Below are 15953 nucleotides of genomic sequence, written 5' to 3' on the forward strand. Positions count from 1 at the left end.
CCATTTTAGCTAGAAACCTTTCATTGTGGCGTTGATAAACTTGTCAAGATATTCGGCCTCGTGAAAAAAACTTTATGCAAGTTTGGATGTGTTCTTGATTGGTTGGTTATTTTGCTCAACAGAATTGGAGTTGTTTGGAAAATATTCTGATATTCCGTGTAATATTTTATATTACAAAAGCCACTTAAGCTTCGAGGTTTAAGAGTGTTTTGACAACTTTTCGGCCTGATGCAAAAAATAGGGTCTAACGTTCATTTTAATGCATCACTTCCTGTAGGTGACTTTTTGCGCAATTCCATTTCTATCGTCTATTGGGGAGGTTCTGTTAGAGTAAGCCGCGCTATTAGTAATTATATAATTTCTTTATATATTTTTTTGTGCTTAACTAAGCAAACAAGAAAGACTCTTGAGGTCACCGATGGTGTGATATGAGTCACTTAATGCTGTGACTCATATCTCTTACCACCGCAATGCACCACCGGTTTGATATTCGCTAACACGGGTTTCAAAGCAGTTTTTCTTTTTGTGCTGGTCCGTTAATCAAGGGGCTGGATTCTGTGAACTCTGGAATTGCTATTTCGGGCCCAGCTGGCCGAGGTGGTGGACCATGAGCAGAATCTGAATGAAGTTGTAGAAGGAAAGATACCTTCACCTAAATTTCCCTAAATAAAATCAAGGTGTTTTATGTCAACTCTATCCGCAAAAGCATGTTTTGGGTTGCTGTAATTTTGCCAGTTTTTCGCATCTTCAAGTAGGTTTCCAATTGTAACGCTACCTCCTTTAAGATCCTTAAATATCTTGCTCTTAAATCGTATTGACTCAGAAAGAAAAATTGCCATTTTCCCAAATGAGCTAGCAATAGTCATATGGTCGTCGTTCTTTCCGTCAATGTTTGAGTTCTTGTAAATATGTTCAACAGTGTTATATGCATAATAAATGCTAGTTTCTTCATTGGAGTTGGTTGAAAAACCCATTGACGGATAGCTGCCATCAAAAGGTAATTCCATTTTTTGGGAAGCTGTGACGACACCACTCATACTAGGTAAATGGAAGTAGTTTTTTGCTGGTGTTTCCATTGAGCCGATAGAGTAGCCGGTTAACCAAACATCACTATTTCTAATGTAAAAAGTTACTCCGAGGCCTTCTGATAGATTGATCGGTATAAAGATGCGAGCCGGATCTCCATCAGTTCGGTTGATTCTAAAGCGTTCCTTTAAGTGATCAATTGCTTCGGAATATGCGCCGAGGTGAATCTCATGAAGGTTTAATTTTATCACTTGTGCCTCACAGTAAAAAATATTTTGTGTAATTTATCATTTAGGTAAAGGCTTGTGATTACGTGATATTGCAAGTTAGTACCTTTGTGCACTAAAAAAGGAGAGGGGAAGAATAATCTTTGCTTGGGAGCATATGAGGTATGGGTGTCGATTACGGGCTTATAGGGATGTTCACAGCGTTTTTCGAGTGCAGAGTCTTCTTTTCTTTTGATCCAGTAATATGTGCTGGGTAGGCCTGTGAATAGTATGGGGTGCCTGAATCTGGTGTCCGATGTTGAAGGTTTTAAAATTAAATATATTCTCTACTATAGTGGATAAATCAGTCGAAAGGTTGATTTAGGTTTTTCTCATGTGGTCTTAAATCTAGATCTGGCAGCAGCGAAAAATTAATTTATCAATAAATCTAATTCACAACGATCTTGGTTTTAAATGATTTGTAAATTTACATGGTCGAATAAAGGAAGCTAAGTTTTTGGGGTGTGTGGCCAAGTGAGAGGGTGATGAGCCCTCGTAGATAGTATGCTACCAAAAACATAAGCTGAAACTCAGTCCCTTTTCCTACTTGCGCGGAAAATAGGGTTAAGCAAGTTCTTAAATTAATTAATGCATAGATAAACCATCGCCTCTGGCGGTGAGGGTGCCGTTCAGGCGTCTAGGGTAGAGAATGTGGACTCTCATGAACAGGCAAGCTCTTTTAAGGAGAATATATTCGAGACGATAGTGCCAGGATTGCGTCAAGTATTATTGTGGATACTATGTAGTATTTGTGCCTAAATATCGAAAGAAGATGCTATTTTGTGTGTTACGTCGAGAAATTGGAGCGATATTCTGAAGTTGTGTATTTAAAGGAAAGTAGAGTTGGTTGAAGTGTATTCAATTGAGGGGCATATCCATATGCAATTGACACTTCTTCTAAAGCTCAGTGTGTCAAATCCGATTGGATTTGTGAAAGAAAAATCAGAAATTTAGATTTTTAGAAACTACAAGTAAGTACAGCAGGGCTTTACCGAAAGATATTTTGAGGCTTGCTGTTACTGTATGAATACGGAGGATTTTTCCTCATGCCTCCGGCTTGGTAGCTGGCTGCTGAGTAGCTCTCAATAAGAGAATAAAAAAAACGGGCTGAAAGCCCGTTTTCAATACTTCTCTTCCTGTGAGCGACTACTTTTTCCTTTTGTAGTAATTCACTGGCCGGAAGCCTCTCTTACCACTGCAGTGCGCCGCCGGTTTGATATTCGATAACGCGGGTTTCAAAGAAGTTTTTCTCTTTGCGCAGGTCCATAATCTCAGACATCCACGGGAATGGGTTCTGTGCACCAGGGAATTGCTCTTTCAGGCCCAGCTGGCTGAGGCGGCGGTTGGCGATAAACTGGAGGTATTCCTCCATCATATTTGCATTCATGCCGAGTACGCCGCGGGGCATGGTGTCGCGGGCGTAGGCCACTTCGAGTTCCATACCTTCGAGAATCATCTGGGTCACTTCCTGCTGGAATTCCGCCGTCCACAGGTGTGGGTTTTCCAGTTTGATCTGGTTGATCACGTCGATGCCGAAGTTCAGGTGCATAGACTCGTCGCGCAGGATGTACTGGAACTGCTCGGCAACACCGGTCATTTTGTTGCGGCGGCCCATGGACAGGATCTGGCTGAAACCACAGTAGAAGAAGATACCCTCGGTAACGGCATAGAAGGCGATCAGGTTGCGCAGCAGCTCCTGGTCGGATTCAACGGTGCCGGTTTTGAAGTTGGGATCGCCAATGGCCTGGGTGTGGGACAGGCTCCAGGCCGCCTTTTTGGCAACGGCGGGCACTTCGCGGTACATATTGAAGACTTCGCCTTCATCCATGCCCAGGGATTCTACACAGTACTGGTAGGCGTGGGTGTGGATCGCTTCTTCGAAAGACTGGCGCAGCAGGTACTGGCGGCACTCTGGGTTGGTGATATGGCGGTAAATAGCCAGTACCAGATTGTTGGCAACCAGGGAGTCTGCGGTGGAGAAATAACCCAGGGAGTATTCCACGATGCGACGCTCGTCCTCGGTCAGACCGTTGGGGTCTTTCCACATGGACACGTCTTTGTTCATATTGATTTCCTGGGGCATCCAGTGGTTGGCGCAGCCGTCCAGGTATTTTTGCCAGGCCCAGTCGTATTTAAAGGGCACCAGCTGGTTGAGGTCCGCACGGCAGTTGATAATACGCTTTTCATCCACCTGGATGCGGGCTGCACCCATTTCCAGTTCTTCCAGGCCGGGCGCCGGGTCCAGGCTGGCAACGGCTGCACGTGCAGCCTCAACAGCGGCGGAGCCATTTTTTGTGGTGGAGCTCGCTGGAGTTTCCGCAGAGTAAGAAGCGCTGGGCTCTTGTACGGATTTCGCCTGGGGCTCCGCTGCGGTCTGCGCCTTAACGGCTTTTTCGGGTTGTTGGGGCTTTGTCTCGAAATCGTCCCAGCTCAGCATAGTCGGCCCTTTTAATCGGTCTCGTTATCGAAAATTCGATATTAATTTCTGTGTTCTTCCTGGCGCTACATTCGCAGAGCGAGGCCAGGGGTGCTATTCCGGAATTTTCCGGCAGTGGTCAATCGCTGCAGGTATTTTTAACCCAGCGGGGCACAAAGTTTCTGTGCCAGATCAATTATCACTTTGCTTTTAGCCAAAATTTATTTTTGGGTTTTTGCCGCACGGCTGTGAGGTTTATGGCAAAGTTTTTTTCGTGGTTTTCATGCGCCGCACCTTTGTGCGGGTTACTGAAAACGCAGTTGGGAAAAAACGCAGACGATCCCCGGCCCGAAAATTCCTCCCGGTATTTGCATACCGGGTGGGCCGGGGTCGTTGCGCATGGTCATGCCCGCACTTGCGGTTACGACGCTCTCCCCCGAGAGTGAGTACAGGCCCCAGAAGGGGCCAAATTTTTACTGACAGGCTTCGCAGTCTGGGTCGTCCAGAGAGCAAGCCTGCGGCACTGCAGCCGGTGCGGGTGCAGCCTGTTCTACAGGCGCTGCTGCGGCGGCACCATTGCTGCTGCCGTGTGCGCTTACCGCGTTCAGGGTGCCGCTGTTTACAGTGGATTTCTCTGTGGTAGTGGCAGCCAGGGCGCGCAGGTAGTAAGTGGTCTTCAGGCCGCGGAACCAAGCCATGCGATAGGTCAGGTCCAGCTTCTTGCCATCAGCGCCGGCAATATACAGGTTCAGGGATTGGGCCTGGTCGATCCACTTCTGGCGACGGCTGGCGGCATCCACAATCCAACGCGGTTCCACTTCAAACGCGGTGCGGTATTTTGCTTTCAGGTCTTCCGGTACGCGATCGATTTTCTGTACAGAACCCTCGTAGTATTTCAGGTCGTTAACCATGACCTGATCCCACAGGCCGCGATCTTTCAGGTCGTGTACCAGGTAGGGGTTTACTACGGTGAATTCGCCGGACAGGTTCGATTTCACATACAGATTTTGATAAGTCGGTTCGATCGACTGGGAAACCCCGGTGATATTGGCAATGGTCGCGGTAGGGGCGATCGCCATCACGTTGGAGTTGCGCATACCCTGAGCTTTTACTTTTTCGCGCAGGCCGTTCCAGTCCAGAGTGGAGCTGGTGTCCTGATCGATAAATTGCTGGCCGCGCTGCTCAGCCAGGATCTGGATGGAATCCAGTGGCAGAACACCTTTGCTCCACAGGGAGCCTTCATAGGTCTGGTACTTGCCGCGCTCGGCAGCCAGGTCGCTAGAAGCGGAGATGGCTTCGAAGCTAATCGCTTCCATGGTGTTGTCGGCGAAGGCTACGGCTTCATCGCTGGCGTAGGCGATGCCGGCTTTGTACAGCGCGTCCTGGAAGCCCATCAGGCCCATGCCCACAGGGCGGTGACGCATGTTGGACTGACGTGCACTTTCAACCGCGTAGTAATTAATGTCGATAACGTTATCGAGCATACGTACCGCGGTTTTTACGGTATTAGCCAGTTTGGTGCGGTCGAGTTCACCGTTTTCACCAATGTGTTGAGCCAGGTTGACAGAGCCCAGGTTACATACGGCGATTTCGTCGTCGGCCTTGGTGTTGAGCGTGATCTCGGTGCACAGGTTGGAGCTGTGTACCACACCGGCGTGCTGTTGTGGGCTGCGCAGGTTGCAGCTGTCTTTAAAGGTGATCCAGGGGTGGCCGGTTTCGAACAGCATGCCCAGCATCTTGCGCCACAGGTCGAGAGCGCGGATTTTCTTAAACAGACGCAGCTTGCCTTCGGCAGCCAGTTGCTCGTAGTGGTTGTAGCGCTCTTCAAAGGCGGTGCCGAACAGGTCGTGCAGGTCTGGGCAATCGGCCGGGGAGAAGAGGGTCCACTCTTTGTCTTCGAACACGCGCTTCATAAACAGGTCGGGGACCCAGTTGGCGGTGTTCATATCGTGGGTACGGCGGCGGTCGTCACCGGTGTTTTTGCGCAGCTCGAGGAATTCCTCGATATCCAGGTGCCAGGTTTCCAGGTAGGCACACACAGCGCCTTTGCGCTTACCGCCCTGGTTGACGGCTACTGCGGTGTCATTGGCCACTTTCAGGAAGGGCACAACACCTTGGGACTTGCCATTGGTGCCTTTGATATAGGAACCCAGGGAGCGCACCGGCGTCCAGTCGTTGCCGAGGCCGCCGGCCCACTTGGACAACATGGCGTTGTCGCGGATAGCACCGTAAATACCGTGCAGGTCGTCCGGTACTGTAGTCAGGTAGCAGGAGGACAGCTGCGGGCGCAGGGTGCCGGCGTTGAACAGGGTCGGGGTGGAGCTCATGTAGTCGAAAGAGCTCAACAGGTTGTAGAACTCTACCGCGCGCTCGTTCTTGTTTTCTTCGTTAATGCTGAGGCCCATAGCGACACGCATAAAGAAAATCTGCGGCAGCTCGAAACGAATATCGTCACTGTGCAGGAAGTAGCGGTCGTACAGGGTCTGCAGGCCCAGGTAGGTAAACTGGTGATCGCGCTCGCCTTTTAAAGCTCCGCCGAGTTTTTCCAGGTCGAAGGTGGCCAGGGCGGGGTCCAGCAGGTCCAGCTCGATACCCTTCTTCACGTAAGCGGGCAGAGTGGAAGCGTAGAGTTTTTCCATCTCATGCTGGGTGGCGCGCTCGGCGATATCGAGGAAGCGCAGGGCTTCGGAGCGCAGCTTGTCCAGCAGCAGGCTGGCTGTGGCGTAAGTGTAATTTGGCTCTTTTTCAACCAGAGTACGCGCAGTAATTACCAGGGCGGTATTGATATCGTTTTCGGAGACGCCGTCGTAAAGGTTCTTCAGGGCCTCGCTGAGGATGGCCTCGGCGTTGACGTCTTTCAGACCTTCACAGGCTTCGCTGACAACAGTGCGCAGGCGCTCCATATCCAGGGGAACAAGGCTGTCGTCGTCGAGTTTAACGCGGATGCTGGGGTGCGCATCGACAGCCTGTTCAGTTTGACTGGCACTTTTTTCTTTTTCCGCACGCAGGCGTGCGTGCTCTTCGCGGTAGAGTACGTAGTCGCGGGCAACCTTGTGTTCACCGGCGCGCATCAGGGCCAGTTCCACCTGGTCCTGAATTTCCTCGATATGGATAGTGCCGCCAGAGGGCATGCGACGCTTAAAGGTGGCGCTGATCTGGCCAACCAGCTCCTCGACTTGCTCGTGTACACGGCTGGACGCAGCGGCGGTGCCGCCTTCAACAGCGAGAAAGGCCTTGGTAACGGCAACGGAAATTTTGCCATCGTCGTAGGGGACAACGGTACCATTGCGCTTGATGACGCGGATCTGGCCCGGTGCGGTGGCGGCCAGAGTGGTGCCGTCAGTAGCCTGGTCGCTGGTTGTGCCTGATTTTGCCGCAGGCACGGTTTGAGAGCGCCCTGTCTCTGTGTGCATGTAAATCTCCGAAAGGTTTGTATTGTTGTCTGTCCGCGTGTGTTCACCAGAACAGCGCCACTGGACTGCGTGGCATATGCGGAGCGAGTCCATCGCTTGGCCAGTGATTCCTCCCACACCGTGAAGGCACTGGAAACAGGCGGCTCGGTGGCCGGCATTCAGTTAAGCTTTGCCGGCTGCTGCCTGTGGCGGATCATTCCTTTCCGCCCGCTTACCTCTGATTCTGCTTTGAAAAAAGCAGCGTCTGGCACCGGCCGCCAAAAAGTGTGGCGGAGTGCCGGGATTCGCCCCTAGATTTGGGGATGCTCAAGGTCCCTTACCCCAATATATAGGGGGTATGCCTCGAGCGCGCTACAAGATAATGCGGTAGGCGGGTCAGTTCAAGCCGAATAACTTTGTGGTTGTTTGTGGATAAATTGTGGGTAGGCGTGTTGAGTCAGTAGCCACTTCTGCGGCAGGTCCCGCCACAGCTGGGCTGCATGGCATTTGTCAGTGAAGGGAGAAGGGTAATACAAGCTCTTACAATTTTTTTTAATAGCCGGGGCGTTCTAAATTAACAACGGCAATAACCATTTGCGAATGTGCGCAATTTGAGCAAGTTGGTACTAAGATGATCAGTTTTGTGGCGTGATTTTTTTGTTGCAACATGGCTGGTTATTATTTGTTCACCCGCATTATTTCGCTTGAACCTGTATTTTGATGTCACGAAAAAAGTGCGTGGTCGTTTTTTAAACGGGTATCAGATGGTGGGGGGGGGTAGGTCGGAGGATGGGCCGGTCGACAGGTTGTAAATAACGCTATCGACCGACGCATAATAAAACCTTACTGGCTGTGCTCCTGTAAAAACTCCATGAGTGCTTTCTGTGCATGTAGGCGATTTTCCGCCTCGTCCCACACCTTGGAAATACACTCGTCCTCCAGTAATTCGGCGCTGACTTCCTCACCGCGGTGCGCTGGCAGACAATGCATGAAAATTGCGTTTTCGTTGGCGTGGCTCATCAGCTCGTGATTCACTTGGTAGCGGTCGAAGGCTTTTCTGCGGGCTTGTTGTTCTGCCTCCTGGCCCATAGAAGCCCACACATCGGTACTGACCCAGTCGGCATCGCGCACGGCCTCCACAGGGTTATGCACAACTTTTACCCGATCGCCGGCGGCAGCGACAATATCGGCATCTGGAGCATATCCTTGGGGGCAAGAGATACGTAGTTCAAAGTCGCAAAGCCGCGCCGCATTGATATAGGAGTGGCACATATTGTTGCCGTCGCCCACCCAGGCCACCACTTTGCCCGCGGGGCTGCCGCGGTGTTCGACGAAAGTCTGGATATCGGCGAGTAACTGGCAGGGGTGGTAACTGTCAGATAAAGCATTGATTACGGGCACCCGTGAGTGGGCTGCGAAGCGCTCCACATTTTGATGGCCGAAGGTGCGGATCATTACTATGTCGACCATGCGTGAGATCACCCGAGCGCTGTCTTCGATAGGTTCGCCGCGCCCTAGTTGGGTGTCGCGCGGTGACAGAAACAGGGCGCTGCCACCCATCTGCGCCATGCCAGCTTCAAAAGAGACACGGGTGCGGGTGGAAGACTTTTCAAAAATCATTCCCAGCACTTTGCCGCGAAAGAGGTCGGTAGTAATGCCCTGATTGCGCAGGGTTTTTAATTCGATAGCGCGCTCGATAATTTGTTTTAGCTCCTCTGCGGAGAGATCCATTAAGGTGAGGAAATGCCTGGTCGCCATAAATTGTTCTCCTTTGAGTGCTTCAGACTGCCTGCGGGGTAAATTGTTGAATCAGAGTGCTGACATCGTCAGCCAGTTGCTGGCACTCCTCGTCAGTAAGGGTGAGTGGAGGCAGTAGCCGCACCACATTGCCGGCGGTGACGTTGATCAGCAACGCCTGCTCCCTAGCCCGTTCGACGAGCTCAGCGCAAGGGTGGTTGAGCTCAATACCGATCATCAGACCCTGTCCGCGAATATCCACTACCCCTGGGCAATCGCCCAGTCGCATGCGCAGGGAGTGTAGTAACTGTTCGCCCAATTTTTCTGCGCGCTCGATTAACCACTCGCCCTGAAGAGCCTCCAGCACGGCAAGACCGGCACGGCAAGCGAGAGGATTGCCGCCGAAGGTCGAACCGTGGCTGCCAGCGGTGAAAAGGCTGGCAGCCTTGCCGCGGGCGAGACAGGCGCCGATAGGGACACCATTGCCGAGCCCTTTGGCGGTGGTTAATACATCCGGCACTATGTCGGCGTGCTGGTAGGCAAACATTCTGCCGCTGCGACCGTTGCCGGTCTGGATCTCATCCAACATTAACAGCCAGTCGTGTCGATCGCAGAGTGTACGAAGTTGTTTTAGGTAGTCGGTATCTGGTACGCGGACACCGCCTTCCCCTTGTATTGGTTCCACCAGTATGGCGACGATATCGCTGTGCTGTTGTGCAAGGTTTTCAATGGCTTGCACATCGTTGAAAGGCACCCGCAAAAAACCCTCGGGTAAGGGGGCGAAGCCCTGTTGTGCCTTTTCATTGCCTGTTGCCGTAAGCGTGGCGAGGGTTCGCCCATGGAAAGCGCCTTCCATAACCACAATTTGCGGTGTCACCAGCCGGCGCTCATTACCGAGTTTACGCGCTAGCTTGATAGCGGCCTCATTGGCCTCAGCACCGGAGTTGGAGAAAAATACATTATCCATACCCGATAGGAATACGAGCCGGTCGGCCAACTGCTGTTGGGGAGGAATGTTGTACAGGTTGGATACATGCAGCAGGGTGTTGGCCTGCTCCTGTAGGGCTTCGGTGACTTTTGGATGGCAGTGGCCAAGACCGCAGACGGCGATACCGGAAATAGCGTCCAGGTAGCGGTGGCCGCGATCATCCCACACGTAGTTTCCCTCGCCGCGGACCAGGGTCAGGGTCCTTTCGCCATAGTTGTGCATCAGTGTGTGGGGGGGCACTGAGACGCCTCCTTATTTAATCATTGGGTTTGTTTAATAGAAGTCGTTTCCGCAGATAATTCTGTTTGATGTATTTTAATCTGCAAATTATATTGTTGAACTAATGCTAACACAGCCTTTGCGGCGTGTGGGCCATCTATTTGATTTCTCTTTGTAAAGGATGGGGCCATTGGGGAGTGGTGCGCATTTTTTGGCTATGCACTGCTGCGGGTACTTATTCCCCCCTGCGCTGAGGTACAATGGCCGACCGTGCGCAATGGCTGGGTGCCGATGCGATACACGTTAATAAATTTGCTTCCACCACCTGAGGTTTCTCACGCTTATGGATACACTGGAGAACATCAAACAGCAGATTGCTGACAACGACATTCTGCTCTACATGAAAGGTAGCCCCAACGCGCCCCAGTGCGGCTTTTCCATGCGCGCCTCCCAGGCGATGATGGCCTGCGGTAAGCGCTTTGCTTATGTGGATATCCTGGCTAATCCAGATATTCGCGCTGAATTGCCCAAGTACGCCAATTGGCCGACTTTCCCTCAGCTTTGGGTGAAGGGTGAGTTGGTCGGCGGTTGCGACATCATTATGGAAATGTATGAAAATGGTGAGCTGAAAACCCTGATCGATGAGGCATCGGCGGAGAGTGAAGGCGAAGGTTAATTTTCGTTTTTGCTTCGATGTATCTGCCTGGTGAAAGCGGCAGTACATGGTTGAGAATAAAAAAACCGCAGTTGAAACTGCGGTTTTTTTATACCTGTTAAGGTTGTTCTAATTATTTGCCAGAGTGGCCGGCTGCAGTTTCCATTTGAGTTTGCAGGTAGTTTTGAATGCCCACTTTGTCAATCAGTTCGAGCTGAGTCTCCAGCCAGTCGACATGCTCTTCTTCGGAGTCGAGAATTTTTTCCAGTAATTCACGGCTGCCGTAATCGCGTACCGATTCACAGTAGGCGATGGCTTCGCGCAGATCGGGAATTGCTTTGGATTCAATCTTCAAGTCGCACTTGAGCATTTCCTCGGTATTCTCACCGATCATCAATTTGCCCAGGTGCTGCAGATTGGGGATACCCTCAAGGAACAGGATACGCTCAATCAGCCAATCGGCGTGTTTCATTTCATCGATGGATTCGTGGTATTCCTGTTTGCCCAGCTCTTTTAAACCCCAGTTGTCGTACATGCGCGCATGCAGAAAATACTGGTTGATAGCTACCAGCTCATTGCCCAGTACTTTATTTAAATGTTCGATAACCTTGGGATCGCCTTTCATAGCTTTTGCTCCTGTGGCCCTGCGAGCTAGATAACACCCTCAGAGAATTCCTATTTGTTGGTTACTTGAAATAAGTAGCAATAAAAAGTCACTAAATTGTGTTAGTCACTTATGTCTGCAGCTGACCGATTTCCCACAATTTATTTTAGGGTGATAGCTGCAATCCGGGCCGAGTTTGCGTTGCGATTTGCGGCAAGTCAAGAAGAAGTTGTTAGCTGCGGAATGCAGAAAAAACACGGTTTTTAACACGAATTTGGCCGAAAATAGCAACGAAAATGATTCTTGTTTAGGTTGCAGTGTCAGCTGGCGAGCTTTTTTTGAATAGCGGATATTATTTGCTGAATTTCAGTGGAATCGGTTTCACTCCTAATAAAGTTTTTATTGTCGTTGGCCAGACGTTGCAGATAATTAAATAGTGCAGCCTTGTCTTTTTCCCTTTGGCAAACTTCGGCGAGATGTTCCAATGCGTTGAGTAAGTGGCGCATAAAAACGCCATTGGCGCGGCCGTGTTCGACGATTTCATCCAGTGAAGCATCAAGCAGCTGAGTAAATTCCAATTTGCAGCTGATTAGGCGTAAAGCTCCGCTGGAGTCAGTAAAACAATTCGCAGGTTCCGGTCTTTGCAGCACAGTACCGAGACCCTCAATGAGGCGGTCAACACAGGAATAGGCTGTGAAAGGATCATTAATACCGGGGGATAGTGCACGTACTGCAATCTGTGATAACTGGCGCACAGAAAAAACAATGTCCTGCTCGGCAGTGGGCAATGCGCCAATTTGTAGGGCGGACTGCAGTGGTGGAATTATCTTTTCAGGGTTGTCGCCCTGATAAATTCTACCGATGTGCCCCCAGTGATGCACATAGGAGCCGGGGTGACAATGGACCTGCACACAGCAATTAAATTTTTCCGCAATGGCAATTATTTTTTCCCGGTCGATGATCTGTATATAGCCCCCGCGAGGAGTGGGTAAGGGGATCCACCCAGGCCCCAATGCCAGGCGCTCAGTATCGAAGTGCTCGCCGCGTTTGGGCTCTGTTGAGCTTGGGTATTCACGGTTTATTGCCTGGTGGAATTCCAGGTTGATCTGGTGGGCGATGTTATCCACTTGGATGGATTGCGCCACGTTGTGGATGAAATAAACGAGGTAGCCGACGCTGATTAGAGTGAGCAGTAAAGCGACTTGGATAGCAAAGCCATAGGTAGTGATTTCCCCAGTGCTACCCTCAATACCGCGCATTGTGACCAGTGCATAGACATAAGTTGAGAGAAAGATCCCGAGGGACCCCTGGGTACTGCGATCGCGGATAAAATTTCTTACCAGGTGAGGGCCAAACTGGTTGGAGGCAAGGGTTAGGGCCACCACAGTAATTGAGAATACAGTACCGGCAACTGTAATAGTTGAACCGGCAATTACCGAGAGCAAGGCGCGTGCGCTGTTAACGTCGGTCATATGCAGCCAGTCGAGAGTGGCGATATGGCCTGTTTCAAATAGAGGCAGCGCGCTTAAAAGGGCGTCCAGCTGACGCATCAGGTAGGCGAGCAGCAACGCCGACAGAATCATCACGAGTGGCACACTCCAAAAGCTGGAGCGAAGCCGTTCATAGAAGTGTAAGAGGTGCTTCTTCATGGGCAAAGCTGAGCACATTCATGTGCACCCAGCTTAGCGCACCGAGTGTGATTGCCAGAAGTCTAGGGAAAGCTGCAGGGGTAGGGCTTTAAGTATAACTGGCCGCCATTCATGGCAATCTATTCGTGCGCGGCGGCCAAAAAGAGAGCTTAGCTGGCGGAGTAAAACAGTCCGCTGGTGGCAGAGGAAATCATTCCGGTACCCAGGGTTTCACTGATAATTTCCTTGGTCTGCTCGGCGCAGCGACCGCACTGGGAAGAAACCCCGAGCTGGCGTCTTAAGGCCTTCACTGATGTGGAGCCATCGTAGACAGCCTCTTTGATTTGGCGGTCGGTTATACCTTTACAGATACATACATACATCGTGGTGGGCTCTGCTCGATTTCTGTTCAATACTAGACTGATGTGAATCCTATTGCAATTGAGAATGAGTGTCAATAAGATTCCAGAAAGATTAAAAAACGACCCCTGTGTTTCTTTTTTATGCGAATTATCGGTTGTTTTTTCCTAATTTGAGGCCTGGTTCACGCATAGCTTTTCCGCTATCAGGCCCATTAAAAAAATTTATGGGCCTGCAATTAGTGGATGTGTATCATAGCTGCCCACTATCAATTCCTATTCAATTTATAGCTGTTGCGTATAAATTGAACACTTCACTCTCTTTATCAACAACCCATCATTGGATTGAGGAGGTTTTCATGGCAGTACTGGTAGGCAAGCCGGCTCCGGACTTCACCGCTGCAGCGGTATTGGGTAATGGCGAAATCGTCGATACCTTTAACCTGAAAGAAGCGATTAAAGGTAAGAAAGCAGTAGTTTTCTTCTATCCGCTGGACTTCACCTTCGTATGTCCCTCTGAGCTGATCGCTTTCGACCACCGCTTTGCCGAGTTCGAAAAGCGTGGTGTTGAGGTAATCGGTGTTTCCATCGACTCTCAGTTCTCTCACAACGCATGGCGTAACACCCCGGTCAACGACGGTGGTATTGGTCCAGTAAAATACACTCTGGTTGCCGATGTTAAGCACGAAATCTGCCAGGCGTACGACGTAGAAGCTGACGCTGGCGTCGCTTTCCGTGGCTCTTTCCTGATCGATGAGGAAGGTTTGGTTCGTCACCAGGTTGTGAACGATCTGCCACTGGGCCGCAACGTTGACGAAATGCTGCGTATGGTTGATGCTCTGGCGTTCCACCAGGAGCATGGCGAAGTTTGCCCGGCCGGTTGGCAGGAAGGCGACAAAGGTATGAACGCTTCTCCGGAAGGCGTAGCGGCTTACCTGAGCGAGAACGCTGAGAAGCTGTAAGCTCAAGGTCGCTGGGCTAGCTCGAAGCTAGTCCCGATGCAGAAAAAACCGCCGAAAGGCGGTTTTTTCGTTTTAATGAGTGCCAATACGCAGATCTATGCGGGTGGCATGGGGATTCACACAGGACTAATGGCAAGCGACTAGAATTCAGCAGTCAGTCCTGCGTGGCGCCTAAATAGAGTTTTTGCCCGTTGGCTGCTAGTCTTATCTGCATGTACCGGATTGCTTTGGCGGCTCGATTTGCTTATGAGACCTGCAATTCTTTCAAATATCGTCTACCACCTACGCGCCTGGAAGGCGTGTACCATTCTTTCACTACTGCTCCTATGCGCTGTGGCGCTACCTGTGCGGGCGATGGATATAGACGCCAGGGCCAAGGAGTTCGATCGATACTTCCGCAAGATGATGGCTGGCAAGTCGATCCCCGGTGGTGCCTATGTCATTGTTGATGGCAACCGGGTGGTGGCCATGGACACTTACGGTGTGCGCACACGCGGAAAGAAAGGTAAGGTGGATTCGGATACCGTTTTTCGCCTGGCCTCGGTCTCAAAGACCTTTGCCGCCAGTATGGCCACTCTGTTGGAGCATGAGGAGCGCTTTAATTGGGATGACAAGGTAGTCAATTATGTGCCGGATCTCAGCTTCAAGACGCCGTCCCTGTCTCGCCAGCTGCAGGTAGAGCATTTACTCAGTCACTCCTCCGGCTTAACGCCCAATGCCTACGATGATTATCTGGAGGACAACAAACCGCTCAGCAAAATATTGCCGAAATTCGCGAATATTGACCCACGCTGTACTCCGGGAAAATGCTATGGCTACCAGAATGTGCTGTTCAGCCTGATTGAAGATGTGATTCTTGAGGCGACAGGTACCACCTTTGCCAAACAACTCAAGACGCGAATCTTTGTACCGCTGAAAATGCAGAATGCCTCAGTAGGTTGGGAAAGCTTTATGGCCTCGGACAACCGCGCCGCGCCGCATGTGCAAACAGGCAGTGGCTGGCGTCCGGTGAAAGTGGAAAAAGAGTACTATTTCGCCGCCCCAGCAGCGGGTGTCAACGCCAGTATTTCGGATATGGCCCAGTGGTTGAAAGCACAAATGGGTTACTACCCCAAGGTACTTTCTCCCGCAATGATCGAGGATATGACCACCGAGCGAGTGTCCACTCAGCGCCATATGCGCCACCGTATCTGGCGGGATTACCTATCTCATGCCGGTTATGGCCTCGGCTGGCGTCTCTACACCATTGGTGATGACCGCATTATCTATCACGGTGGCTGGGTGGCAGGCTTCCGTGCGGCAGTAGCCTACTCGGAGAAACTGAAAATCGGTATCGCCATCTTGTTGAATGCCGAATCCCGGGTGATCTCCGATATGACCGCTAACTTTGTGATCGACGTGACCGGCAGCAAGGGCAAAGCCGCTACGCTCAAGGCTAAGGCCAGTCGCAAGCGTTAGTTGATTGTGTAATAGTCAATAATGCACTCCCCTTAAAGCCCCAGTTGGTGGGGCTTTAAGGGGAAATCCCAACCCTATAATGTCTTCTTGAAACCCCACCGTTTCCCGTAAAGTCTTGGCTGAATAGCGAATTACTGTCAGCGCCGTTTGCGTTACGGCATCATGCAGATATCCTCTATTTCCAGCTTTGCCCTTGAAACCTGTCAGCAGGTCCCAATATTTGCTCCCTGTTCCGATTGACGT

At 50.9% G+C, this 15953-nt stretch carries 12 protein-coding genes; 4 read left to right on the forward strand and 8 right to left on the reverse strand.

Annotation, left to right across the window (positions count from 1 at the left end; all coding sequences use genetic code 11):
• Positions 1-662: 662 nt before the first annotated feature.
• The 3 genes from ACJJIC_RS08540 to ACJJIC_RS08550 form a co-directional block, all read right to left on the reverse strand.
• Positions 663-1277, reverse strand: coding sequence for a ribosome-inactivating family protein (locus tag ACJJIC_RS08540; protein ID WP_444910239.1), 615 nt, complete (start codon positions 1275-1277; stop codon positions 663-665).
• A 1204-nt stretch (positions 1278-2481) separates the two neighbouring features.
• Entirely contained in the window at positions 2482-3729 is a 1248-nt protein-coding gene (locus ACJJIC_RS08545) for a ribonucleotide-diphosphate reductase subunit beta (protein WP_252082869.1), read from the reverse strand.
• A 452-nt stretch (positions 3730-4181) separates the two neighbouring features.
• On the reverse strand, positions 4182-7121 hold the full coding sequence (locus ACJJIC_RS08550; RefSeq protein WP_444910238.1) for a ribonucleoside-diphosphate reductase subunit alpha: 2940 nt from the start codon (positions 7119-7121) through the stop codon (positions 4182-4184).
• 39 nt (positions 7122-7160) lie between these two features.
• Between ACJJIC_RS08550 and ACJJIC_RS08555 the strand changes: the two genes are divergently transcribed.
• Positions 7161-7415, forward strand: coding sequence for a hypothetical protein (locus ACJJIC_RS08555; RefSeq protein ID WP_444910237.1), 255 nt, complete (start codon positions 7161-7163; stop codon positions 7413-7415).
• Between the two features lie 528 nt (positions 7416-7943).
• On the opposite strand, the gene argF is transcribed toward ACJJIC_RS08555, so the two are convergent.
• Positions 7944-8858, reverse strand: coding sequence for an ornithine carbamoyltransferase (argF, locus tag ACJJIC_RS08560; RefSeq protein ID WP_444910236.1), 915 nt, complete (start codon positions 8856-8858; stop codon positions 7944-7946).
• 22 nt (positions 8859-8880) lie between these two features.
• On the reverse strand, positions 8881-10065 hold the full coding sequence (locus ACJJIC_RS08565; RefSeq protein ID WP_444910235.1) for an acetylornithine transaminase: 1185 nt from the start codon (positions 10063-10065) through the stop codon (positions 8881-8883).
• A 322-nt stretch (positions 10066-10387) separates the two neighbouring features.
• Here ACJJIC_RS08565 and grxD point away from each other — a divergent pair, with 322 nt between their 5' ends.
• On the forward strand, positions 10388-10720 hold the full coding sequence (gene grxD, locus ACJJIC_RS08570; protein ID WP_444884108.1) for a Grx4 family monothiol glutaredoxin: 333 nt from the start codon (positions 10388-10390) through the stop codon (positions 10718-10720).
• A 112-nt stretch (positions 10721-10832) separates the two neighbouring features.
• Here grxD and bfr read toward each other — a convergent pair whose 3' ends face one another.
• The 3 genes from bfr to ACJJIC_RS08585 form a co-directional block, all read right to left on the reverse strand.
• Positions 10833-11324 (reverse strand): bacterioferritin, encoded by a 492-nt coding sequence (gene bfr / locus ACJJIC_RS08575; protein WP_252082861.1) that lies wholly within the window; start codon positions 11322-11324, stop codon positions 10833-10835.
• A 299-nt stretch (positions 11325-11623) separates the two neighbouring features.
• Entirely contained in the window at positions 11624-12952 is a 1329-nt protein-coding gene (locus ACJJIC_RS08580) for a DUF2254 domain-containing protein (RefSeq protein ID WP_444910234.1), read from the reverse strand.
• Between the two features lie 149 nt (positions 12953-13101).
• The gene (locus tag ACJJIC_RS08585) at positions 13102-13344 is read right to left on the reverse strand and encodes a bacterioferritin-associated ferredoxin (protein WP_435583619.1); all 243 of its coding nucleotides are present in this window, start codon (positions 13342-13344) and stop codon (positions 13102-13104) included.
• 305 nt (positions 13345-13649) lie between these two features.
• On the opposite strand from ACJJIC_RS08585, the gene ACJJIC_RS08590 reads away from it, so the two are divergent.
• Together ACJJIC_RS08590 and ACJJIC_RS08595 are read left to right on the forward strand one after the other, a co-directional pair.
• Positions 13650-14252, forward strand: coding sequence for a peroxiredoxin (locus tag ACJJIC_RS08590; protein ID WP_252082857.1), 603 nt, complete (start codon positions 13650-13652; stop codon positions 14250-14252).
• Positions 14253-14498: 246 nt separating this feature from the next.
• Positions 14499-15710 carry a serine hydrolase domain-containing protein gene (locus tag ACJJIC_RS08595; RefSeq protein WP_252082855.1) on the forward strand — a complete coding sequence of 404 codons (1212 nt, stop codon included), beginning with the start codon at positions 14499-14501 and terminating at the stop codon, positions 15708-15710.
• Positions 15711-15953 lie beyond the last annotated feature (243 nt).

The organism is Microbulbifer mixtoriginis (SeqCode) (assembly GCF_052468275.1).